Source organism: Micromonospora sp. NPDC018662 (genome assembly GCF_044391475.1).
GTDB lineage: Bacteria > Actinomycetota > Actinomycetes > Mycobacteriales > Micromonosporaceae > Micromonospora.
Window position 1 is genome coordinate 919,139 of sequence record NZ_JBISAC010000002.1, and the last position, 21,774, is coordinate 940,912.

The window sequence follows — 21,774 nt, forward strand, 5'->3', positions numbered from 1 at the left end:
CCTGTCGAGGTGACCTGGATGCGGAAACGTGACCACAATGTCTTCACCAACGCCGCATCGCTGCTGATCTGTGGCCTACTGGCCGGTGTGGTGGTCGCCGCGGCGGCCTTCCCCGCAGTGGCGATGACCGGGCTTGCCGCGAAGGCCGGCTCGGAGACGTTCGGCGCGCTGCCCAAGGAGCTGACGGTGGCCCGGGCCCCGCAGATCACCTATCTGCTCGCCTCCGACGGCAAGACGCCGCTGGCCACCATGTACGACGAGAACCGCAAGGACGTCAAGCTCAAGGACATCTCGCCCTACATGGTGAAGGCCATCATCGCGGCCGAGGACCACGACTTCTACAAGCACAACGGCGTGGACCTCAACGGCGTCGCCCGGGCGTTCGTCAACAACCAGTCCGCCGGCTCGTCCCGGCAGGGCGCGTCCACGCTCACCATGCAGTACGTCCGGCTGGCCATCTCCTACTCGGCCGTCCACCCGGCCGACGTGGTCGCCGCCACCGAGGACACCAGCACCCGCAAGCTGCGCGAGATGAGCCTGGCGCTCCAGGTCGACAAGGAGCTCTCCAAGGACGAGATCCTGGAGCGCTACCTGAACATCGCCGCGTTCGGCAACGGCGCCTACGGCGTCTACGCCGCCAGCCAGGTCTACTTCGGCAAGCCGCCGAGCAAGCTCGACATCCAGCAGTCGGCGATGCTCGCCGGCATGGTGAAGGCGCCGACCGCGTTCGACCCGACCACCAAGGCCGGCTACCCGGAGGCGGTCGGCCGGCGCGACTACGTCATCCAGAACATGGTGCAGACGAAGGCGATCACCCAGGCCGAGGCGGACGCCGCCAAGAAGATCAAGCTCAAGGTGAACGACAAGCGCACGCCGAACGGCTGCGTGCAGACCAACACCAACTCCTGGGGCTTCTTCTGCGACTTCTTCTACCGCTGGTGGCTCCAGCAGGAGACGTTCGGCGGCACCTCGTACGACCGGGAGCGGCGGCTCAAGAGCGGCGGCTACACCATCGTCACCAGCATGGACGTGCAGGCGCAGAAGGCCGCCGACAAGGCGGTCCGCAACAAGCTGGGCGAGAGCAGCAAGGCGGCCCGGATGGTGGCCGTGGTGGAGCCGGGCACCGGCCGGGTCCGGGCCGTGGCGGTGAACCGCAAGTTCAAGATCGACGACCCGAAGAACCCGCAGAACAAGCTCTCCAGCGACCCGCGCAAGGCCAAGAAGAAGATCCGGGGCAACTACCCGAACACCGTGAACCCGCTGGTCACCGGCGGTCCCGGCATCTCCGGCTACCAGGCCGGCTCGACCTTCAAGATCTTCACGCTGGTCGCCGCGTTGGAGAAGGGCTACCCGCTCAGCTACAGCATCAACGCGCCACAGCAGTTCAAATCCGACTATCCGGTCGAGTTCAACTCCCCGGCCGCCTGCCCGGGCACCAACAAGTACTGCCCGACGAACGCGAACCCGGCGATGGCCGGCCCGCACAACATGTGGAGCGGCTTCGGCTTCTCGGTGAACACGTTCTTCATCGACCTCCAGCAGCGGGTCGGCGCGGAGAACGTGGTCAAGGCGGCGCAGAAGCTCGGCATCACGTTCCGCTCGTCGAGCGACGCCCAACTCGCCGCCAACCCGCACCAGTGGGGCGCGTTCAGCCTCGGCGTCTCGCAGACCACCCCGCTGGAGCTGGCCAACGCGTACGCCACGCTGGGCGCCGACGGGAAGTACTGCGAGCCGATCCCGGTGCAGGAGATCCGCGGCCCGGACGGCGACAAGCTCGACATCGCCAACCCGCGCTGCGAGCAGCGGATCAGCACCGAGGTGGCCCGCGCCGCCGTGGACGCCGCCCGCTGCCCGGTCGGTGACCGCTCCACCACGTCGAAGTGCGGCACCGCCACCGCCGGCAACGTCCGCGGCATCGTCAAGGCGCCGGTGGCCGGCAAGTCCGGCACCACCGACGGCGACAAGACGTCCGCCCTGGTCGCGATGACCAAGCAGTACGCGGTGGCCGGCATCATGGCCGACCCGGACTGGGCGCAGACCACCCAGAAGATGCTCCACAACGAGACGCCCCAGGGCATCAACCCGGCGGTCTACGAGACGCTGCGGGACGCCATGAAGGGCAAGGAACGGAAGAACTTCACCCCGCCGGACGGCAAGATCGTCATGGGTGACCAGCGCTCGATCCCCGGCGTGAAGTGCGAGTCCGTCGACACCGCCAAGTCGCGGATCAAGGGCGCCGGCTTCGAGGCGGTGGTGTCCAGCAACCGGGTGCCGTCGGAGTGCCCGGCGGGCACCGCGGCCGGCACCAGCCCGGACGGGCGCACCATCAAGGGCGGCGTGGTGCTGATCGAGGTCAGCTCCGGCCAGGGCGCGCCGAAGCCGGGCGACTCCACCGGGCCGGGCGGTCCGGCGAACCCGCCGGGCAACGGCAACGGCCGGCCGGGACGCCCACGCGGCTGACCGGCGAACGACGACGACGGGCGGGCACCCCAGCGGGTGCCCGCCCGTTCCGTCTCGGTCGGAGCGTCTACAGACCGAGCTGGCGGCGTACCTCGGCGGCGACCCGGCCCCCCTCGGCCCGGCCGGCCACCGCGGCCTGGGCCGCCTTCATGGCCGGGCCCATCTGCGCCTTGCCGGTGAAGCCGCCCGCGGCGAGCGCCCCCGAGACCAGCTCGGCCAGCTCGTCGTCGGGGAGCTGCTTCGGCAGGTAGCGCTCCAGCACCTCCCCCTCGGCGGTCTCCTTGCCGGCCTGCTCGGCGCGCCCGGCGTCGGCGAACGCGGTGGCCGCCTCGCGCCGCTTCTTCGCCTCCTTGGTCAGCACCGCGAGCACCTCGTCGTCGCTGAGCTCGCGCTTCTCGCGGCCGGCGACCTCGGCGTTGCCGACGGCCGCGAGGGCCATCCGCAGCGTGGAGGTGGTCAGCTCGTCGCGCGCCTTCAGCGCGGCGCGCATGTCGGTGGTGAGGCGGTCCTTCAGCGTGCTCATGGTCGGTGAAACTACCCTGAACAGCATGCGAAAGCGCACACTATTCCGGCTCGCGGCCGGAACCGCCGCCGCCGGCGCGGCCACGCTGGCCTACGCGTCGCTCGTCGAGCGCAACCTGTTCACCCTCCGCCGGTACGACGTGCCGGTGCTCCCGGCCGACGCCGAACCGCTGCGCGTGCTCCACCTGTCCGACCTGCACATGATGCCCAACCAGCGGCGCAAGCAGGACTGGGTGGCCTCGCTGGCCGCGCTCGACCCGGACCTGGTGGTGGTCACCGGCGACAACATGGCCGACCCGGAGGCGGTGCCCGGTGTGCTGCGCGCGCTCCAGCCGCTGCTCGACTTCCCCGGCGCGTTCGTGTTCGGCTCCAACGACTACACCGGGCCGGTCCTGAAGAACCCGTTCACCTACTTCCTGCCCGACCGGGAGTACACCGAGGGCGTGCCGCTGCCGTACGAGGAGCTGCGCGGCATCCTCACCGGCGCCGGCTGGGCGGACCTGAACAACGCCCGCACCACGCTCAAGGCCGGTGGGCGGGCGATCGAGGTGGCCGGGGTGGACGATCCCCACATCGAGCGGGACGACTACGACGCGGTGGCCGGGCCGGTCGGTGACGGGGCCGCGCTGTCGATCGCGCTGGCCCACTCGCCGGAGCCGGCCGTGCTGGACCGGATGGCCGCCGACGGCTTCGGGCTGCTGCTCGCCGGGCACACCCACGGCGGGCAGGTCTGCGTGCCCGGGTACGGCGCGCTGGTGACCAACTGCGGGCTGCCCCGGTCGATGGCGCGCGGGCTGCACCGCTGGCCCGGCTCGGACTCCTGGCTGCACGTCTCCGCCGGCCTGGGCACGCACCCCACCGCCCCGATCCGCTTCGCCTGCCCCCCCGAGGCGAGCATCCTGACCCTGATCCCCCGCTGACGCTGGCGATCTTGGTACGCATCCGCCCTCATCGGGGCGAATCCGTACCAACATCCAGGCGTCGCGCGGGGCCGGGGGGTACCGAATTTGATCCCGGGGGCGGGTGGGCTACTATTTGTCGGCACGCCTCGGGGTGTGGCGCAGCTTGGTAGCGCGCTTCGTTCGGGACGAAGAGGTCGTCGGTTCGAATCCGGCCACCCCGACCAGAGGTAACGCAGGTCAAGGCCCCTCCACGGAGGGGCCTTGACGCATTTCTGGGGTACGCCGCACCATGCGGCCTGGGTTGGGCTTCCGTCTGAGCGTCGCGCCACCGGCCACCGATGGTGATCGTGGATGTCGCTGATCGGCAGACGGGCCGACGACGCTTGCTCACGTACTGGGGGGATTGTGGTGCCTCGCGGCAATGCCCGACCCGAAGTGCCGCTCTGCCTCGTGCTGATGCTGGTTGGCGCTGGCCTGGCGGACCGCAGTCGAATCCACCTCGGACGAGAGTCGATCCCGGTCCCGGCGGCTCACGAAGCCAACGACCGCGAGCACCAACGCCGCCAACACCACGAGCGATACCACCACCGTCGTCATGCATCGACGCTACGACACGCGTACCACTCGCCGCCATGGTGGCAAGCAGGATCGGCTCAGTAGGATGCCGAGATGTCCCGGCCAGTGATCTTCGATCTCTTCCACACCCTGATCCAAGGGGCCGACGAGGAACGGGACCGGGTCGTCGGCGAGATGGCGGTCATGGTCGGGGTGGCTCCGGGCGACCTGGTCGCCGCGTACCACGCCAGCTGGCGGGACCGGCTGGTCCGGTGGGACGTGGAGGAGACCATCCGCATCCTCGTCGGACGCCTCGGCGGCACGCCGACCGACGAACAGGTGACACGGGCCGGTGAACATCGGCGAGCCCTCGGTCGCCGAGTGCTGCACAGCGTCTCGACCGCCACCCTGGACGTGCTCGACGCGCTACGCGGCGACGGGCATCCGCTGGCCCTCATCAGCAACGCCACCTCGGACACTGCCGAGGCATGGCCGCAAAGTCCGCTTGCCCAACGGTTCGACGTCGCGGTCTTCTCCTGCGACGTCCAGCTGGCCAAGCCCGATCCGGCGATCTATCGCCTTGCTGCCGAGCGTCTGGCTGCCCGGCCGGCGGAGTGCGTCTTCGTTGGCGACGGCGCAGACGGCGAACTGGCCGGGGCGGCAGCGGTCGGCATGACCGTCTTCCGGACCACGGAACACAACGACACCGACCCAGGTTGGCGCGGACCGGCCTTCGCCACGCTGGGCGGCCTGCCTGCCACACTCCGAGAATCGTCCAAGGTCCGCCAGGGTGCGTGACGTCACATAGCGTGGCGTTCAGGTGTACCTTCCGATGCGGTGGAGCGCGTTCCTCCTTCCTGCGCTGGGAGCGTCGTTGTGTCGCACATCGATCCGCGTTTCGGGAATCAGCTACGGGCACTGCGTGCCAGCCGGGGGCTGTCTCTGCGGGCGCTCGGGCAGCTCGCGCATCGGGCCAAGAGTCACCTGCACGACGCGGAGGCGAACGAACTGCTGGCTCGGGTGCGCGCCAGTGATGTGAGCGCCGAGACTCTGAGCCGGATCGAGACGGGCGTCGACGACCTGGCGAGTGCCTACGCGACCACGCGGCCGGTGGACCTGCTTCCGATGGTGCGGCGGCATCTGGCGTACGTGGGTCGACTGCTCGACGGCCGGGGCACCGTTGCCCAGCGGCGGCGTCTGATCGTTGCCGGCGGTTGGCTGACCGTGCTGCGGGCGACGGTGCACATCGACCTTGAGCAGGGTTCCGCAGCCGACGCGCATCTGGCCGCCGCAGCCAAGCTCGCCGAACACGGCGAGCATGCGGAGATCCAGGCGTGGTGCCTGGAGACCCGGGCCTGGGACCGGCTCACCTCGGGCGATCACCGGCAGGCGCTCGAACTGGCGCAGCAGGCCCAGCGGGTGGCACCCCGGGGAAGCTCGGCGCACATCCAGGCGACGGCGCAGGAGGCTCGGGTCTGGGCACGCGTCGGTGACGTCCGGCAAACCCGCGATGCGCTGGACCGCTTGGAGCGGGTGACCGCGAACCTGTCCGTGCCGCAGCGGGCCGAGCATCACTACCGGTACGACCCGACGAAGGCGTTGGCGTACACGGCGACGACGTTGTCCTGGGCGGGCGACCCGGCTGCGGAGCAGGTCGCCCGGGTCGTGTTGGCGGAGTTGGATCCGCGCGGAGACGGTGGCGACCGCCCTAGACGCTCCGCTTCCGCGCGTCTCGACCTGGCCTTGGCGCTGGTCGCGGCGGATCAGCCCGACGAAGCCAGCATGGTCGCCGCCGAGGCGATCCGCTCCGGACGGGTGGTGCCTTCGAACTGGTGGCGGGCGCGAGAGGTGCTCCGGCGGGTCGAGCAGACCGGCGCGAAAGACGCGTCGGCGCTGCGCGAGGCCTACGAGTCGTACCGGCCCGCCTCCTGACAGCGGACAGCCCGTTCGTTCAGCGGACACGCGCCGCCTTCAAGTAACCGACTCGTCACTCGATGCTGTGATCAGGGCGGATCACGTTCGGTCCGGTACCGCTGAGAAGCGGCCCGCCTGGAGCCGGGCGCCCGACGGCGATCACCGACCTCGCCGCCAGCCTCGGCACGGGCTGAGGACGACCAACGGGCGACGTACCGCCGACGATCTCCCGGCTGCGGGCGGCTGACGGGTTCACCTGGCAAGGTAGACGCATGCCAGCGATGATCCGATCCCGCCTGACCGATTGGACCACCGTCGTACCCGTGCTCGCCGTGCTCCTGCTCGTCTTCACCTGGGGCCGGGAGCTGCCCGGGGTGCTGATCTTCGTGGTGGCCGCCCTCCTCGCAGCAGCCGTGCTGGCCGCCGTCCACCACGCCGAGGTGGTGGCGCACAAGGTGGGTGAGCCGTACGGCTCACTGGTGCTGGCGGTGGCGGTCACCGTGATCGAGGTCGGTCTGATCGTCACGCTGATGATCAGTGGTGGGGACAAGACGCAGGCGCTGGCCCGGGACACCGTCTTCGCCGCCGTGATGATCACCTGCAACGGCATCCTCGGTCTGTCCCTGCTGCTCGGCGCGCTACGCCGGCAGGTGGCGGTGTTCAACCCGGAAGGCACCGGCGGGGCGCTGGCCACCGTGGCGACGCTCGCCACGCTCAGCATGGTGGTGCCCACGTTCACCACCAGCCGCCCCGGCCCGGAGTTCTCCCCGGCCCAGCTCGCCTTCGCTGCGGTCGCCTCGCTCGCGCTCTACCTGCTGTTCGTGATGGTGCAGACCGGGCGGCACCGCGACTACTTCCTCCCGGTCACCCAGGAGGGCAGCATCCTGGCGGAGGACACCGACGGCGACGGGCACGCCGAGCCGCCGTCCAGGCGTACCGCGCTGGCCAGCCTGGCGTTGCTGGTGGTGGCGCTGGTCGCGGTGGTCGGCGACGCGAAGACCATCTCCCCGGCGATCGAGAGCGCGGTGCAGGCGGCCAACCTGCCGCAGGCGTTCGTCGGCGTGATCATCGCGCTGCTGGTGCTGGCGCCGGAGACGCTGGCCGCCGCTCGGGCGGCCCGCCGGGACCGCGTGCAGATCAGTCTCAACCTGGCGCTCGGCTCGGCGATGGCCAGCATCGGCCTGACCATCCCGGCCATCGCGATCGCCTCGATCTGGCTGGACGGCCCGCTGCTGCTGGGCCTGGGCGGCACCCAGATGACGCTGCTCGCGCTGACCGCGGTGACCGCCGTGCTCACCGTGGTGCCGGGGCGGGCCACCGTGCTTCAGGGCGGGGTGCACCTGGTGCTGCTCGCCGCGTTCGTCTTCCTGGCCGCCAGCCCGTAACGGCGCTGCCGGGCCGGTCAGTCGTGCAGTTCGGTGCGGGCCACCTCGGCGAACGCCGCGGTCAGGTAGTCGGCGAACGGCCGCCCGGTGACCGCCAGCAGGTCGGCCACGAGCAGCGGGGCGTGCCGGGCGACCGCCGCCGGGTCGGGCGGGTTCTCGTCGTCGCCCGGGTCGTAGACGCCGAGCGCGCCGGCCAGCAGCACCAGCAGCACGTGCGGGTCGACCTCGGGCCACCACGTCGCGGCCGACCGGGCGCAGCGCTCCAGCACCTGGCGTACGTCGTCGCCGTCCAGCCCGTCCGGATGCCCCTCCTCCAGCAGCAGCCGTACCGCACCGCCGAGCACCAGCCCGGCCCGGTCGGCGGCGGCGAGCCGTTCCACCGCCGGCCGGTACGCGTCGGCGTCCCGCGCCCGGGCCGCGTCGACCGCGTCCGTGGCGGTCACCGCGATCTCGCGGGCCGGGGCGGGCAGATGACGCCAGGTCGTGGTCACCGGGCCAGCATGGCAGACCGGGTGGGCTTGCTCACCTTCCGGCTCCGCGCCCGTCCGGGGCGGGGGTAAACGGGTCGCGGTCGTCGTACCCGCCGCCCAGAATCCAGCCATGCTGCGCCGCGCCCTGCCCGCCCGTCCCGAAGCCCGCCGGATCCTCCTGGGCACCCTGCTCTCCGCCGTCGGGCGCGGCCTCACCCTGCCGTTCCTGTTCATCTACCTCACCGACGTACGCGGCCTGACCGACGCCCGCGCCGGCCTGGTGATCGGCTGGTTCGGCGCGGTGACACTGGTGCTCTCCCCGCTGGGCGGGACGCTGATCGACCGGTTCGGCGCCCGGCGGGTGGTGCTGCCGTGCCTGGTCGTCGAGGCCGTCGGCACCGGATCGCTGGCGCTGGTCGACTCCACCGCGTCGGCGTTCGGGGTGATGACCCTGGTCGCCGTCGGCAGCTCGGCGATCTGGGCCGGGCAGAACACGATCCTCGCGTCGCTCACCGGCGACGGTGAGCGGCAGCGGGTCTTCGGGTTGAACTTCGCCCTGCTCAACCTCGGCATCGGCGTCGGCGGCCTGATCTCCGGCGCGGTGGTCGACGTGGCGCGGCCGGCCACGTTCCAGGCGGTCTACCTGCTGGACGCGGTGAGCTACCTGACCCCGGCCCTGATCCTGCTCACGCTGCCGCACGTGGGACGCCGGCCGGCCATGGCCGCGGACGCGGGCGACGCCGCGCCGGCGGCCGGCGGCTACCTGGCGGTGCTCCGGGACCGGCCGTTCCGCCGGCTCGTCGTCTTCGGGCTGGTGCTCACCACCTGCGGGTACGCGCAGATCGAGGTGGGCTTCGCCGCGTACTCGGTGCGGGTGGTGGAGGTGACGCCGCGGGTGGTGGCCTGGGCGCTCGCCGCGAACACCGTGATGATCGTGCTCTCCCAGTTGTTGGTGCTCCGCCGGCTGGAGGGGCGCAGCCGCACCGGCGCGCTGGCGGCGGTGGGCGCGGTCTTCGCGGTCGCGTGGCTGGTGCTCGGTGCGGCCGGCGTGGTCGGTGGCGGCAACGCGCTGCTCGCGGCGCTCGGCGTGGTGGCCTGCTCGGCGATCTTCGGGTTCGGCGAGACCATGCTGTCGCCGATCATGCCCGCCCTGACCAACGCGTTGGCCACGGACGAGCTGCGCGGCCGCTACAACGCGATGAGCTCGATGATCTTCGGGATCAGCGGGGTCGTCGGTCCGGTCACCGCCGGGCCGCTGATCGGCGCGGCGGGCGGGCGGGTCTGGGTGGCGGTCGTGGTGGGTGGCTGCCTGGCCGCCTCGCTGCTCGCCCTGTCCCTGCGCCCCCTGCTCAGCACAGCCCAGGACGGCCGCCCCACCCCCACCCCCACCCCAACCCCCCACCTCACCCCCACGACCTGACCGTCCCCAGCCGTCGATCAAGGAGTTTGCGCCACCTTTTCACGCTCTGCCGGACGCGAACTCCTTGATCGCCGAGCGGGCGGTCGCGGGCGCGGACAAGGAACGGGCCCCGGAGCAACGCTCCGGGGCCCGTTCTCGGTGTGGTCGCCGTCAGGCGGCGGGGACCTCCGCGGTGGTCTGGATCCGGTCCAGCGCCGGCGCGGACACCGGCGACTTCTCGGTCAGGTACGCGGTGAAGGCGTCCAGGTCGATCTGGCCGGTCACCGCGTTGGTGCCGCCGGTCAGGACGCTGAAGCCGTCGCCGCCGCCGGCGAGGAAGTTGTTCACCGTGACCCGGTAGGTAGCGGTGTCGGTCACCGGGGTGCCGTTGATGGTGAGGCTGCCCCGGACGACCCGGCTGCCGGCACACGGCGTGCCGGCCGGCGCGGTGGTGCCGTTCACGTCGACGACGTAGTGCACGGACGAGGACGCGTAGAGCACCCGCGCCACGGTGAACTGCTGCTCCAGCATGCAGTAGAGCTGCGCGCCGGTCAGGTCCAGCGTCACCAGGTTGTTGGCGAACGGCTGCACGGTGAACGCCTCGGCGTAGGTGACCGGGCCGGCGTCGAGGTCGGCGCGGACACCACCGGGGTTCATGAACGCGGCGACCGCGTTCTGCTCGGTGTCGGTGGCGGCGAGCTGGGCGTCGGCGATCACGTTGCCCAGCGGCGACTCACCGGTCTGGTAGGTCGGCTTGCCGTTGGCGTCGACCCCGGTCTGGTACAGGTTCTCCTGGGTCTTGGTGATCGCGGTGGTGGTCTCACCCACCACCCGGTCGGCCACCGGGCCGAGCGCGGTCTTGTACCGGGTGATCAGCTCGGTCGAGGCCGGGTCCTTGGCGACGTCGCGGGTGACCACCACGTTGTTCGCCGACGCGCTGACCACGTCCCGGGTACGCGGGTCGATCTTCAGGTTGATGTCGGTGACGAGGCGGCCGAACGAGCTGGCGCTGGTGACCAGCTTGCCGTTGATGTTGCAGTTGTACGCGGCGTGGGTGTGCCCGCTGACGATCACGTCGATCGCCGGGTCCATCCGGTTGGCGATGTCGACGATCGGGCCGCTGAAGCCGGTGCAGTCGTTGATGCCGCCGCCGTTCTGCACGCCACCCTCGTGCAGCAGCACGACGATGCTCTTGACGCCGAGCAGCCGCAGGATCTTGGCGTACTTGTTGGCGGTGTCGGCCTCGTCGGTGAAGCGCAGCCCGGCCACACCCTGCTGGCTGACGATGTTCGGGGTGCCCTCCAGCGTCATGCCGATGAAGCCGATCGGCACACCCTTGACGATCTTGATGCCGAACGGCTGCATCAGCGGCAGGCCGGTGGAGGTCTTGAACGCGTTCGCCGAGAGGTACTTGAACTTCGCGCCCGCGAACGGCGTGCCGTCGGCGCAGCCGTCCACCGGGTGGCAGCCGCCGCGCTGCATCCGCAGCAGCTCGGTGGCGCCCTCGTCGAACTCGTGGTTGCCGACGCTGGCGAACTCGAGCCCGGCGAGGTTCATCTCCTCGATGGTGGGCTCGTCGTGGAACGCGGCGGAGAGCAGCGGCGAGGCGCCGATCAGGTCGCCCGCGGCGACGGTGACCGTGCCCTTGCCCTGCGCCTGGGCCGCGGCGCGCATCGCCTTCAGGTGGCTGGCCAGGTATTCCGCGCCACCGGCGGGCTGCCCGTCGATGGTGCCGCTGGAGCCGGTCGGGGGCTCCAGGTTGCCGTGGAAGTCGTTGATCGCGAGCAGCTGGACGTCGACCGGCTTCGAGTGGGCCTCGGCCTGGTCGGGGGTGACGGCGACGGCGGTGAACGCGGTCGCGGCGAGTGCGGCCAGGCCGACGACGGCCCGGCGGCGCATCCCGGGGACGGACATGGAACTCCTCGTGAGATACCGGCGCGTGATGTCCGGACGATGGTTCGCCCGGGGTAGCTTGTCATCCACCGGGCCGCAGGTCGAGCCCACGGCGCCGGCCCCCAGGGACCAGGGAGCCGGCGCCGCCGCTCATGTCACGCCGAAAACCTTGCTCTGGCAACCTTCCTGACCGGAAAAACTCCCGGCGGGCCACCCGTCGCCAACCGAACGGCCGTTCATGTCCACCGGTCCGGCGGCCAGAGCGGACTGTCCGAACTCGACCGGAGCGCCGGAGGGCGGGTTCGGGGCCGCGGCGTGGGCGGTGCCGACCAACGTCCGGAGCGCCGCCCGGGTCCACCGCCCGGCGACCCCCGGCCGCCCGGCCAGATAATCGACGGTGCGCGCGACGCCCCAGCCGTGCGCCTCCCGCAGTCCCCGGGCCACCATGCCCAGATAGACCGGCGCCGGCCGGGTCCAGGGCACCTCCACCGCGCGGTGCGGGGCGGTGAAGGTCAGCATCGGCCGGCCGTCGCGCTCACCGACCCGGAGCAGCGTCTCGTAGCGGCCCGGACCGAGCGTGGCCCGGCCGGTCGCGACCGCCGCCCGGATCCCGGCCAGGTCCGCGCCGGGCGGCCGGTACATCTCCTGGGCGGCGATGTCGGCGAACTGCTCGACCGTGACCAGGTAGCCGCGGACCGCCGCCCGGCCGGGCAGCTCCGGGTCGTAGAACGCCATGCCGCCGGTCCAGGCCCGGGACTCGCCGGCGAAGTAGACGCCGCCGGGGATCAGCGCCGGGACCGTCCGGTGCGGTGGTCGGCAGTCCCGACAACCCGGGTACGTGCGCAGCCCGCCCGGTGGACGCCCGCCGCGCAGATACCAGTCGAGGCGGGCGGCGTGCAGGTTGGAGCCGTACGCGACGTACCAGAGCAGGGGCACCGGAGCGGTCAGAAGCCGCACGTCCGGCCGGCGGCGTGGCTGACCTGGACGGTGTGCGTGACGCAGCCGCCGTCGGCCACCCGGTGCAGCAGGAACGCGGTCGGCTCGGCGACCCAGCCGATCTCGTCCTCGTCGGTCATGGTCAGGCTCGACTGGATCCAGGTGCTCGGCGCGCAGGTCAGCACCGTACCGGCGAACGCGCTGGTCACCTGGCGGTGCAGGTGGCCCGCGGCGACGCGTACGACGTGGGGGTGTCGGGCGATCACGGCGGCGAGCGCGTCGGCGTCGGCGAGCCCGATGGCGTCGGCGGCCGGGACGCCCACCGCGACCGGCGGATGGTGCAGACACACGACGGCGGGCGCCTCCGGCCGGCCGGCGAGCACACCGTCGAGCCAGTCGAGCTGCTCGTCGCCGAGCCGACCGCCGGAGCCGCCCGGGGTGAGCGAGTCGAGCACCACGAGCGTCGCGTCCGGGTGGTCGACGTGGTAGTGCGCGGAGAATCCGCCGGCCAGGTAGGGGGTCCCGCCGAACGTGTCGAGCAGCGACTCGCGGTCGTCGTGGTTGCCGGCGGCCAGGTGGACCGGCAGCGGGAACCGCCCGACGATCTCCCGGAGGGCGAGGTATTCGTCCGGCCGGCCGCTACCGGTGAGGTCACCGGTGATCACCACGCAGTCGGGCCGGGGGCGCAGGGCGAGCGCCGCGCCGAGCGCCCGGTGCAGGCCGGCCGCCGGCGCGGCGGCGAGCGGGCCGGTGGTCACGTGCGGATCGCTGAGCTGGGCGATGAGCATCGGCGCCTCCTCGGGCCGGGACCCTCACGCTACCGCCGCGCCGGCCCGCGCGTTACCCACAGGCCGCGTCCACAGCCTGTGGATAGCACATGTGTACGAAGGTCGAGAGCGGTCCCGCTGAGTACGCTTGATCGCGACCCGACCCCCTCCGAGCAGGAACGACGTGGATCACGAGCGAGTCCTCCGCGACGTCACGGTGCGCCTTCCCACGGCGTCGACCGTGCCGGAGGCGTGCCAGTGGACCGTCGCCGCGCTGGCCCGGCACACCCCGGCCACCGCCACCATCCTGCTGCGCGTCCACGACCGCCTCCGGTGCGTCGCGGCCACCGGTGCCTGGCAGGTCTTCTCCCACGTCCCGGCGACCGTCGACGGGGCGGCCCGGCACCGGCCCGAACCGTCGGTGGTGCGGCGGGTCTACGCCTCCGGCGAGACGGCCGCCGTGCCCGACGTCGCCGCCGACCCCGACTACCTGCCGGTCCGCCCGGACGTCACCGCCGAACTCTGCGTCCCGGTACGCGACCCGGCCGGCCGGCCGATCGGCGTGCTCGATCTCCAGTGGAGCGGGCCGGTGACGCTGGCGCCCTGGCGGGAGACCGCCGAGCGGCTGGCCGACCGGCTCGGCGCCCGGATCGCGGCGCTCGGCGGCCCGCCGGCCGAGAGCCGCAGCGAGAAGCTGCTCCGGCACGCCGCCGCGTTCACCACCGCCGGAACCGACTGGGACCTGATGACCGCCGCCATCGCCGCGGCCCGGGACGTCTCCGCGCTCTCGGCCGCCGTGCTGGTGCTCACCGGTCGGGACGGGCCCCGCCTCGGCGCGCCCACCGACACCCCGGGCGAACTGGAGGCCCGCATCCGGGCCGAACTGGCCGAGGCCGGCCCGGCCACGCTCGACCGGATGATCGACCGCGCCCACCGGTACGGCTCGGCGTACACGCTGGGCGAGGCGGGGCACCCGCCGACCGAGGAGTACCTGCCGCTGACCCGGGCCGGGGCGCGCACGCTGGTGGCGGTGCCGGTCGGCGCGCCGTCGAGCGGCGGCGTGCTGCTGGTCGCCGACGAACTGTCGCTGCGACCCGACCCGACCACTGTCAACCTGATCGAGCTGCTGGCCGGGCAGGCGTGGACCTGTCTCGACCGGCTACGGACGCTGGCGCGGCTCCGCGAGCAGGCCAGCTCGGACCCGCTCACCGGGCTGCGGCACACCGGGCCGTTCGGGCAGCGGATCGCCACCGCCACGCCGGGACGTACCGCGCTGCTGGCCATCGACGTGGACGGGTTCAAGGACGTCAACGACACGTACGGCCACCAGGCCGGCGACCGGCTGCTGGTGGGGCTGGCCCGGGCGCTGGAGGGCGCGCTGCGGCAGGGCGACGAGCTGTACCGGACCGGTGGCGACGAGTTCGTCGCGGTGATCGAGGTGAGCCACCCGCAGGAGGCGGTCCGGATCGCCGAACGGCTCACCGAGGCGGCCCGCCGCACCGGCCGGACGATCAGCGTCGGCATCGCGCTGCCCCGTCCCGACGAGCCCCCGGAGCGTACGCTGCACCGCGCCGACCAGGCCCTCTACGCGGTCAAGCGGCACGGCCGGGACGGCGTCCACCTCTCCGCCGCCTGACCCCTCCCCCTCCCCCGCGCCCTCCCGCCCCCGCATCCTCCCCCTCCCGCATCCTCCCCCTCCCGCGCCCTCCCCCTCCCGCGCCCTCCCTCCCCCGCCCCCCGCGTCCTCCCGCCCCCGCGTCCTCCCGCCCCCGCGTCCTCCCGCCCCGCGCCCTCCCCCTCCCGCGCCCGCGCCCTGTTTCACGGAAAGAGTGGCTATTCGGGCCCCCATAGCCACTCTTTCCGTGAATCGGGGGGGCGCACGAGGCGCGCGGGGGGCGCGGGGCGTACACGAGGCGCGCGGGGCGCGCGGGGCGCACACGAGGCGCGGGGCGCACACGAGGCGCGGGGCGCGCACGCGGTGCGCGAGGTGGCAGGGGGTCAGTGGGTCAGTTGCTTGGCCAGGAGTTCGGCGATCTGGGCGGTGTTGAGGGCGGCGCCCTTGCGGAGGTTGTCGCCGGTCACGAACAGGTCCAGCGCGCGCGGGTCGTCCACCGCGCGGCGGATGCGGCCCACCCAGGACGGGTCGGTGCCGACCGCGTCGATCGGCATCGGGAACTCCCCGGCGGCCGGGTCGTCGACCAGGATCACGCCCGGCGCGTTGCGCAGTGCCTCGCGGGCGCCCTCGGCGTCGACCTCGGTGGCGAAGACCGCGTGCACGGCGACCGAGTGGCCGGTCACCACCGGCACCCGTACGCAGGTCGCGGAGACCTTCAGGTCGGGCAGTCCGAGGATCTTGCGCGACTCGTTGCGGAGTTTCAGCTCCTCGGAGGACCAGCCGCCGTCGGCCAGCGCGCCGGCCCAGGGCACCACGTTGAGCGCGAGCGGGGCCGGGAACGGGCCCAGTTCCTCGCCGACCGCCTGTCGCACGTCGCCGGCACGGGAGCCGAGCGCCCGGTCGCCGGCGATCTTGGCGAGCTGGAGGTGCAGGGCGTCCACCCCGGTCTGCCCCGCCCCGGAGGCCGACTGGTAGGAGGCGAGGACCAACTCGCGCAGGCCGTACTCGCGGTGCAGCGGGGCGATCGCCACGATCATCGCCAGGGTGGTGCAGTTGGCGTTGGCGATGATGCCCTTGGGCCGGTTGCGTACCTGCTCGGGGTTGATCTCGGGGACCACCAGGGGCACGTCCCGGTCCATCCGGAACGCGCCGGAGTTGTCCACCACCACGGCGCCCCGGGACACCGCGATCGGCGCCCACTCGGCCGAGACGTCGTCGGGCAGGTCGAACATCGCCACGTCGACGCCGTCGAACGCGTCGGCGGTGAGCGCCCGGACGGTCAGCTCCTCGCCCCGGCACGGCACCCGGCGGCCGACCGAACGCTCGGAGGCGAGCAGCCGGATCTCGCCCCACACGTTGCGGCGGGAGGAGAGGAGCTGGCACATCACCGTGCCGACGGCACCGGTCGCCCCGACCACGGCAAGGGTGGGCAGCGACGGCATCCGCGCTACCGCCCGGTGCCGGCGTAGACGACGGCTTCGGTGTCACCACCCAGCTCGAAGGCGTCGTGGATGGCCTTGACCGCCTTGTCGAGGTCGGTGTCCCGGCAGACCACGGAGACCCGGATCTCGGACGTGGAGATCATTTCGATGTTCACGCCGGCGGTGCCGAGCGCGGCGAAGAAGCCGGCGGCGACGCCCGGGTGGGAACGCATGCCGGCACCGATCAGGGACACCTTGCCGACGTGGTCGTCGTAGAGCAGGCCCTTGAACTTGACCGGCTCCTGGATCTTGCTGAGCGCGGCCATCGCGGTCGGGCCGTCGGCCTTGGGCAGCGTGAACGAGATGTCGGTGCGGCCGGTGCCCTCGGTGGAGACGTTCTGCACGATCATGTCGATGTTGATCTCGGCACCGGCCACGGTGTCGAAGATCCGCGCGGCGGCACCCGGCTCGTCGGGCACCCCGACGATGGTGATCTTCGCCTCGCTGCGGTCGTGGGCGACCCCGGTGATCAGTGCCTGTTCCACGGGAAGGTCCTCCATCGATCCGGTGACCATGGTGCCGGTGTTGGTCGAGTATGACGAACGGACGTGGATCGGCAACCCCGCGCGCCGGGCGTACTCGACGCTGCGCAGGTGCAGCACCTTCGCGCCGCAGGCGGCCAGCTCCAGCATCTCCTCGTAGGTGATGTGCCTGATGTGCCGGGCGTTCGGCACGATGCGCGGGTCGGCGGAGAAGATGCCGTCCACGTCGGTGTAGATCTCGCAGACGTCCGCGTGGAGCGCGGCGGCGAGCGCCACCGCGGTGGTGTCCGAGCCGCCCCGGCCCAACGTGGTGACGTCCTTGGTGTCCTGCGAGACGCCCTGGAAGCCGGCGACGATCACCACCGCGCCCTCGTCCAGCGCGCCCTTGAGCCGCCCCGGCGTCACGTCGATGATCCGGGCCCGGCCGTGCACCGAGGTGGTGATCACGCCGGCCTGGGAACCGGTGAACGAGCGGGCTTCGTACCCCAGGTTGTGGATGGCCATGGCGAGCAGCGCCATGGAGATCCGCTCCCCGGCGGTGAGCAGCATGTCCAGCTCGCGGCCGGGCGGCAGCGGGCTGACCTGGTTGGCCAGGTCGAGCAGCTCGTCGGTGGTGTCGCCCATGGCGGAGACCACCACGACCACGTCGTCGCCCGCCTTGCGGGCCGCCACGATGCGCTCGGCCACCCGCTTGATCCGCTCGGCGTTGGCGACGGAGGACCCGCCGTATTTCTGCACCACGAGTGCCACGACGGCGCACTCCCTCCCGGTGACGACCCTGAGCGTGCCGACGCCGCCGGGTCTGAAGGGTCCGGCGGCGCGTGTCAGACAGCCTCAGGGTATCGGGCGGGCCACACCGCCGGGTCGGGTGATCCCACCATCCGGCCCGGCGTGGGGCGGCTCACCAGCCCCGGGCGTCACGCGACACGCCAAGCGGTACAGCCGTACGGTGGGCTGACCGGAGCCACTGTCGCACCGCAGAATGACCCGGTGCACGCTCATCGACGCGCGGCCCGCCGGCTGTCCGGCGTACTCGCGCTCACCCTGCCGGCGCTGCTGGCCGCCTGCGTCGCCGACCCGTCGGGGTCCGCGCCGGCCGGCACCGCCGATCCGGTGCCGGTGCAGGTCGACGCCGCCCGCGACGAGTTGGCCGGGTTGGCCGCCGCCGCGCAGGACCGGCACCTCACCGCCACGTACGCGTTCGCGCCTCCCGGCGGCCCCTCCCGCACGGTGACGGTGACCAGCGGGAACGACGGGAGTTGGCGGGTCGACGTGCCCGGCTGGGGGCGGGACGGCACGGTCGACGTCTCGCTCGCCGCCACCTCGGACGGGCTCTTCCAGTGCGCCCTGCCGTCGGCCGGCTGGACGCGACCCGCCGGCTGCGTACGCCTCGGCGACGCCGACGACGCGGTGCCCCGCCGGCTGGACCCCCGGGTGCAGCACCCGTTCACCGACTGGCTGGAGGTGCTCACCGACCGGCGGGCACCGTTGGCGGTCTCGCCCGCCAAGTCGCCGGCCGGCGTCACCGGCCGGTGCTATGCGGTCGACTCGACCTCGGCCTCGCTGAACGCGCCGCTGGACGTGGGCGTCTACTGCTTCGGCGAGGACGGCACGCCGCTGGCGGTCCGGGCCACGCTGGGCAGCCTCACGCTGACCGGCTCGCCCGGCCCGGCACCGGCGACCGTGGAGCTGGCCGGCGCGGTGACCGACGGCGAGCCGGTGAGCCGGGACATGCCGACACCCGGAACGTCGTAGCGCTTTGTCCGTTACGGGTGGTGTTGACCACATCGCTCCACCCCGGCCCGGACGACAAAACGGGCATCGGGGACGCTGTGGCCATGACCGACCTGACCCCGCTGCTGGCGTTCCGGTGGAGCCCCCGTGCGTTCGACCCCGATGCCGAGCTGACCGCCCCCGAGGTGGCCGCGCTGCTGGAGGCGGCCCGCTGGGCGCCGTCCGCCGGCAACGCCCAGCCGTGGCGGTTCGCGCTCGGCCACCGGCAGGACGAGACGTGGAAGCGGATCCTGGTCGGCCTGCCCGACGCCGACCAGGGCTGGGCCCGGCATGCGGCCACCCTGCTGCTCGCCGCGCACGCCGGCGACGACCCGGAGCGGAGCGCCTACGACCTGGGCCAGGCGGTCGCCCACCTCACCGTGCAGGCCACCGCGCTCGGCCTGCACGTACGCCAGGTCACCCGCCTGGACCGCCCCCGCCTCGCCGCCGAACTGGACCTCCCCGGTGACATCCGGCCGCTGGTGGTGGCCGCCGTCGGCCGCCTCGGCGACCCCGCCACGCTCCCCCCGGACCTGTACGCGCGGGAGACCGCGCTCCGCCGCCGCCGGCCCCTCCCCGCCCTGCTGCTCCACTGAGCCGGCCGACCGACGCCGACGTCGGACCGACCCGGTCGACGCCGGCCCCGGCGCGGCGCGCTCAGGTCCGGGCCGGTCGGCTCACCCGCCCCCGGCGGCGCGGAGCAGTACGGCGCCGACCTCGGTGTTGCGGTAGAGCACGTGCCGCCCGGCCGGGAAGCGCGCCACCAGCCCGGCGGCGTGCAGCGCGGACAGGTGCTGGGAGACGTTCCCGGCCGACATCCCGGTGAGCCGGGCCAGGTCGGTGGTGGTCACCGCCGTGTCGAGCAGGCGCAGCAGCGTGGCCCGGCCGGCACCGACCACCCGGACCAGCGGGTCACCGGGCGGGGCCGGGGCGCGCGCCCAGAGCGTCCCGACCGCCCGGACCGGGTACGCCCCGGCGGGCAGCGAATCCTCCAGCAGGTTCCACAGCACCCGCCGGTCGGTGAACACGCTCGGGTTCAACGCCAGCCCCCGACCTCGCAGGTCGAAGTCGCGCTCGAACGGGTCGTCGCTGACCACCCGGTCGCCGAGCCAGCGCAGGCTCGGGTGGAGCTGCTCGAACAACCGGCCCGCGCCGCCCTCCACGAGCCGGGCGGCCCGGTACGCCACATCGGCGTCGAGCAGCGCCCGCAAGCGCGGCCAGTCCGGGGCGATCGCCTCGTCGTACCAGACCCGTACCGCGTCCACGAGCTGCGGCAGCAGCCCGCGCGGGTCGGCGAGCAGCGCCTGACCGAACGGGCCCAACGGGCGGCGCGGGATGGTGGCCAGCAGGTCCTGGACCACCACGGCCGGCGGCGTCGCCGCGATCTGGTCGAGCTGCTCGGCCATCCCCGCGTCGGGCCGGGCCGCCGGGGTGAGGAAGTCGGGCAGCCAGCGGCCCGGGCGGGCCAGCTCCACCAGCGGGCGGACCCGGACGGCCACCTCCGGGCGGCGCAGCGTCACCCGGGCCCGGTCGATCCAGGGCAGGTGCACCGCGTAGCGGACCGGGTCGGCCAGCGCCCACATGCTCATGACCGTCTCGTTGGCCGGCGACACGGCGAACCGCACGCCCGCGACGTCGGCCAGGGTGAACCGCAACTCGGACACACGCACCCCCGGACGCAGGATTCGGCCCAGACTAAAGGGCTCGACCGGAGCGTGGGGGGCGCGGTTTGCTCACCGGCCATGGGGGCCAGGGAGAGCATCAGCACCGCCGTCCGACACGTCGTACCGCCGGCCGGGCTGACCCGCGCCCTGGCCGTGCAGGCCATGGTGTTCGCCGTCGGCCACGGCCTGTTCCAGGCCGGCAGCGCCGTCTTCTTCACCCGGGCGCTGGGGCTGAGCCCGGCCCAGGTGGGTCTCGGCCTGTCGCTGGCCGCCGGGGCGTCGCTGCTCGGCACCGTCCCGCTGGGTGGGCTCACCGACCGGTACGGCCCGCAGCGGGTGTGGATCGTCTGCCTGCTGCTCGACGCGGCGCTGTTCGCGACGTACCCGTTCGTCGGTGGCTTCGCCGGGTTCCTCGCCGTGGTGCTCGCGCTGGCCACGACCGGCGCCGCCACCGGCACCGCCCGCCAGGTCTACTCGATCAACGCGCTGCGCCCGGAGGAACGGGTCACCGCGATGGCCTACCAGCGGTCCTCGCTCAACGTCGGCTTCGGGCTGGGCGCGCTGATCAGCGGCCTGGTGCTGGCCGTGGACACGATCTGGGCGTACCGGGGCATGGTCTTCTTCATCGCGGCGGTCTACCTGGTGACCGCCGGCTTCGTGCGCCGGCTGCCCCGACTGCCGGAGGTGGCCCGGCCGGCCGAGCCGATGAGCCGGCTCGCGGTGCTGCGGGACCGCCCGTTCCTGGCGGTCACGCTGCTCTCCGGGATGCTCACCGCGCACCAGACGCTCTACCTGACCGTGATGCCGCTGTGGATCCTCACCCGCACCGACGCGCCGAAGACGCTCATCGCCGCGCTGGTGCTGCTCAACACCGTCCTGGTCGTGCTGCTCCAGGTGCGGGCCAGCCGGGGCGCGGACACCGCGCCGGGCGCCGCCCGGGCGTCCCGCCGGGGCGCCGTGCTGATCGCCCTGTTCTGTGTGGTCCTGCCGATCTCGGGACAGACCCGGGGCTGGCTCACCGTGGCGGCGCTGGTGGCCGCCGCGACGTTGCTCATCGTGGCCGAGCTGATCGAGTCGGCGGGCACCTGGGGGCTGACCGCCACGCTGCCGCCCGCCGCCCAACGCGGCGCGTACGTCGGCGCGTTCGCGCTCGGCTCGCAGTTGCAGTTCCTGATCGCCCCGGCCGGGCTGACCGCGCTCGGCGTGAGCACCGGCGGCTGGGGCTGGTACCCGGCGGCGGCGATCTTCGTGCTGGTCGGGCTCGCGATCGTGCCGGCGGTGGCCTGGGCGGAGCGGACGCCCCGGCTGGGCGCGACGCCCGAGTCCACCGAAGCGGTGACTCCGGTCCCATAGTCCGGACCGGCCTTCCCACCGTCCGTCCCACCACGTAGGGTAACCCTGTCATGTGGCAGGCGTACCTTCTCCTTGGCTGCCGCGACGAGGCCTGACCGGCCGGCACCTCGTCGCGGAGTTGAACCGCGCCGTCCAGCACATCCGAACTTCCTCTCGGCACCGCCGCGCACCGTCGCCCGGCACCTCGCCGACACCTTCCGATC

Annotated in this window: 19 protein-coding genes and 1 tRNA gene; 11 read left to right on the forward strand and 9 right to left on the reverse strand. The window is 73.0% G+C overall.

What is annotated here, in order from left to right; genetic code table 11:
- Positions 1-18: 18 nt before the first annotated feature.
- Complete coding sequence (locus ACH495_RS09750; RefSeq protein ID WP_396857270.1) at positions 19-2,460, forward strand: transglycosylase domain-containing protein; 2,442 nt, start codon at positions 19-21, stop codon at positions 2,458-2,460.
- Positions 2,461-2,527: 67 nt separating this feature from the next.
- On the opposite strand, the gene ACH495_RS09755 is transcribed toward ACH495_RS09750, so the two are convergent.
- Positions 2,528-2,983, reverse strand: a complete 456-nt coding sequence (locus ACH495_RS09755) for a GatB/YqeY domain-containing protein (RefSeq protein WP_343444576.1) — start codon at positions 2,981-2,983, stop codon at positions 2,528-2,530.
- 25 nt (positions 2,984-3,008) lie between these two features.
- On the opposite strand from ACH495_RS09755, the gene ACH495_RS09760 reads away from it, so the two are divergent.
- Both ACH495_RS09760 and ACH495_RS09765 read left to right on the forward strand, forming a co-directional pair.
- A complete protein-coding gene (locus ACH495_RS09760) occupies positions 3,009-3,902 on the forward strand; it encodes a metallophosphoesterase (RefSeq protein WP_396857271.1) in 894 nt (297 codons plus the stop codon).
- A 129-nt stretch (positions 3,903-4,031) separates the two neighbouring features.
- Positions 4,032-4,108: transfer RNA gene (locus tag ACH495_RS09765), tRNA-Pro, on the forward strand.
- A gap of 163 nt (positions 4,109-4,271) precedes the next feature.
- On the opposite strand, the gene ACH495_RS09770 is transcribed toward ACH495_RS09765, so the two are convergent.
- On the reverse strand, positions 4,272-4,481 hold the full coding sequence (locus tag ACH495_RS09770) for a hypothetical protein (protein ID WP_396857272.1): 210 nt from the start codon (positions 4,479-4,481) through the stop codon (positions 4,272-4,274).
- 72 nt (positions 4,482-4,553) lie between these two features.
- Here ACH495_RS09770 and ACH495_RS09775 point away from each other — a divergent pair, with 72 nt between their 5' ends.
- The 3 genes from ACH495_RS09775 to ACH495_RS09785 all read left to right on the forward strand — a co-directional run bounded on the left by ACH495_RS09775 (position 4,554) and on the right by ACH495_RS09785 (position 7,738).
- A complete protein-coding gene (locus ACH495_RS09775) occupies positions 4,554-5,237 on the forward strand; it encodes an HAD family hydrolase (protein ID WP_396857273.1) in 684 nt (227 codons plus the stop codon).
- A 39-nt stretch (positions 5,238-5,276) separates the two neighbouring features.
- Entirely contained in the window at positions 5,277-6,371 is a 1,095-nt protein-coding gene (locus tag ACH495_RS09780) for a transcriptional regulator (protein ID WP_396857274.1), read from the forward strand.
- 263 nt (positions 6,372-6,634) lie between these two features.
- Positions 6,635-7,738, forward strand: a complete 1,104-nt coding sequence (locus ACH495_RS09785) for a calcium:proton antiporter (protein WP_396857350.1) — start codon at positions 6,635-6,637, stop codon at positions 7,736-7,738.
- Between the two features lie 17 nt (positions 7,739-7,755).
- Here ACH495_RS09785 and ACH495_RS09790 read toward each other — a convergent pair whose 3' ends face one another.
- The gene (locus tag ACH495_RS09790) at positions 7,756-8,229 is read right to left on the reverse strand and encodes a hypothetical protein (protein WP_396857275.1); all 474 of its coding nucleotides are present in this window, start codon (positions 8,227-8,229) and stop codon (positions 7,756-7,758) included.
- 109 nt (positions 8,230-8,338) lie between these two features.
- Between ACH495_RS09790 and ACH495_RS09795 the strand changes: the two genes are divergently transcribed.
- Positions 8,339-9,628, forward strand: a complete 1,290-nt coding sequence (locus tag ACH495_RS09795; protein ID WP_396857276.1) for an MFS transporter — start codon at positions 8,339-8,341, stop codon at positions 9,626-9,628.
- A gap of 150 nt (positions 9,629-9,778) precedes the next feature.
- On the opposite strand, the gene ACH495_RS09800 is transcribed toward ACH495_RS09795, so the two are convergent.
- The 3 genes from ACH495_RS09800 to ACH495_RS09810 form a co-directional block, all read right to left on the reverse strand.
- Positions 9,779-11,521: a bifunctional metallophosphatase/5'-nucleotidase gene (locus tag ACH495_RS09800; RefSeq protein ID WP_396857277.1), complete on the reverse strand. Its 1,743-nt coding sequence runs from the start codon at positions 11,519-11,521 to the stop codon at positions 9,779-9,781.
- A gap of 129 nt (positions 11,522-11,650) precedes the next feature.
- Positions 11,651-12,457: a histone deacetylase gene (locus ACH495_RS09805; protein ID WP_396857278.1), complete on the reverse strand. Its 807-nt coding sequence runs from the start codon at positions 12,455-12,457 to the stop codon at positions 11,651-11,653.
- Complete coding sequence (locus ACH495_RS09810; protein WP_396857279.1) at positions 12,445-13,224, reverse strand: metallophosphoesterase; 780 nt, start codon at positions 13,222-13,224, stop codon at positions 12,445-12,447. Before ACH495_RS09810 ends, ACH495_RS09805 begins: the two co-directional genes overlap by 13 nt.
- A 163-nt stretch (positions 13,225-13,387) precedes the next feature.
- Here ACH495_RS09810 and ACH495_RS09815 point away from each other — a divergent pair, with 163 nt between their 5' ends.
- Positions 13,388-14,839, forward strand: a complete 1,452-nt coding sequence (locus tag ACH495_RS09815; protein ID WP_396857280.1) for a diguanylate cyclase domain-containing protein — start codon at positions 13,388-13,390, stop codon at positions 14,837-14,839.
- A 362-nt stretch (positions 14,840-15,201) separates the two neighbouring features.
- Here the strand turns inward: ACH495_RS09815 and ACH495_RS09820 are convergent, their stop codons facing one another.
- Both ACH495_RS09820 and ACH495_RS09825 read right to left on the reverse strand, forming a co-directional pair.
- The gene (locus ACH495_RS09820; protein WP_396857281.1) at positions 15,202-16,260 is read right to left on the reverse strand and encodes an aspartate-semialdehyde dehydrogenase; all 1,059 of its coding nucleotides are present in this window, start codon (positions 16,258-16,260) and stop codon (positions 15,202-15,204) included.
- A gap of 5 nt (positions 16,261-16,265) precedes the next feature.
- Positions 16,266-17,531 (reverse strand): aspartate kinase, encoded by a 1,266-nt coding sequence (locus ACH495_RS09825; protein WP_396857282.1) that lies wholly within the window; start codon positions 17,529-17,531, stop codon positions 16,266-16,268.
- 240 nt (positions 17,532-17,771) lie between these two features.
- Here ACH495_RS09825 and ACH495_RS09830 point away from each other — a divergent pair, with 240 nt between their 5' ends.
- A complete protein-coding gene (locus tag ACH495_RS09830) occupies positions 17,772-18,536 on the forward strand; it encodes a hypothetical protein (RefSeq protein WP_396857283.1) in 765 nt (254 codons plus the stop codon).
- Positions 18,537-18,619: 83 nt separating this feature from the next.
- The gene (locus ACH495_RS09835) at positions 18,620-19,150 is read left to right on the forward strand and encodes a nitroreductase family protein (protein ID WP_396857284.1); all 531 of its coding nucleotides are present in this window, start codon (positions 18,620-18,622) and stop codon (positions 19,148-19,150) included.
- Positions 19,151-19,231: 81 nt separating this feature from the next.
- On the opposite strand, the gene ACH495_RS09840 is transcribed toward ACH495_RS09835, so the two are convergent.
- Entirely contained in the window at positions 19,232-20,224 is a 993-nt protein-coding gene (locus ACH495_RS09840) for an ArsR family transcriptional regulator (protein ID WP_396857285.1), read from the reverse strand.
- Between the two features lie 72 nt (positions 20,225-20,296).
- On the opposite strand from ACH495_RS09840, the gene ACH495_RS09845 reads away from it, so the two are divergent.
- Positions 20,297-21,571: an MFS transporter gene (locus tag ACH495_RS09845; RefSeq protein WP_396857286.1), complete on the forward strand. Its 1,275-nt coding sequence runs from the start codon at positions 20,297-20,299 to the stop codon at positions 21,569-21,571.
- Positions 21,572-21,774 lie beyond the last annotated feature (203 nt).

Bases quoted from the DNA above. Each gene is read 5' to 3' on its own strand.
- ACH495_RS09820 (WP_396857281.1), bottom strand. From the start codon at position 16,260: ATGCCGTCGCTGCCCACCCTTGCCGTGGTCGGGGCGACCGGTGCCGTC.
- ACH495_RS09835 (WP_396857284.1), top strand. From the start codon at position 18,620: ATGACCGACCTGACCCCGCTGCTGGCGTTCCGGTGGAGCCCCCGTGCG.
- ACH495_RS09810 (WP_396857279.1), bottom strand. From the start codon at position 13,224: ATGCTCATCGCCCAGCTCAGCGATCCGCACGTGACCACCGGCCCGCTC.
- ACH495_RS09800 (WP_396857277.1), bottom strand. From the start codon at position 11,521: ATGTCCGTCCCCGGGATGCGCCGCCGGGCCGTCGTCGGCCTGGCCGCA.
- ACH495_RS09770 (WP_396857272.1), bottom strand. From the start codon at position 4,481: ATGACGACGGTGGTGGTATCGCTCGTGGTGTTGGCGGCGTTGGTGCTC.
- ACH495_RS09785 (WP_396857350.1), top strand. From the start codon at position 6,635: ATGATCCGATCCCGCCTGACCGATTGGACCACCGTCGTACCCGTGCTC.
- ACH495_RS09750 (WP_396857270.1), top strand. From the start codon at position 19: ATGCGGAAACGTGACCACAATGTCTTCACCAACGCCGCATCGCTGCTG.
- ACH495_RS09845 (WP_396857286.1), top strand. From the start codon at position 20,297: ATGGGGGCCAGGGAGAGCATCAGCACCGCCGTCCGACACGTCGTACCG.
- ACH495_RS09775 (WP_396857273.1), top strand. From the start codon at position 4,554: ATGTCCCGGCCAGTGATCTTCGATCTCTTCCACACCCTGATCCAAGGG.
- ACH495_RS09795 (WP_396857276.1), top strand. From the start codon at position 8,339: ATGCTGCGCCGCGCCCTGCCCGCCCGTCCCGAAGCCCGCCGGATCCTC.
- ACH495_RS09755 (WP_343444576.1), bottom strand. From the start codon at position 2,983: ATGAGCACGCTGAAGGACCGCCTCACCACCGACATGCGCGCCGCGCTG.
- ACH495_RS09760 (WP_396857271.1), top strand. From the start codon at position 3,009: ATGCGAAAGCGCACACTATTCCGGCTCGCGGCCGGAACCGCCGCCGCC.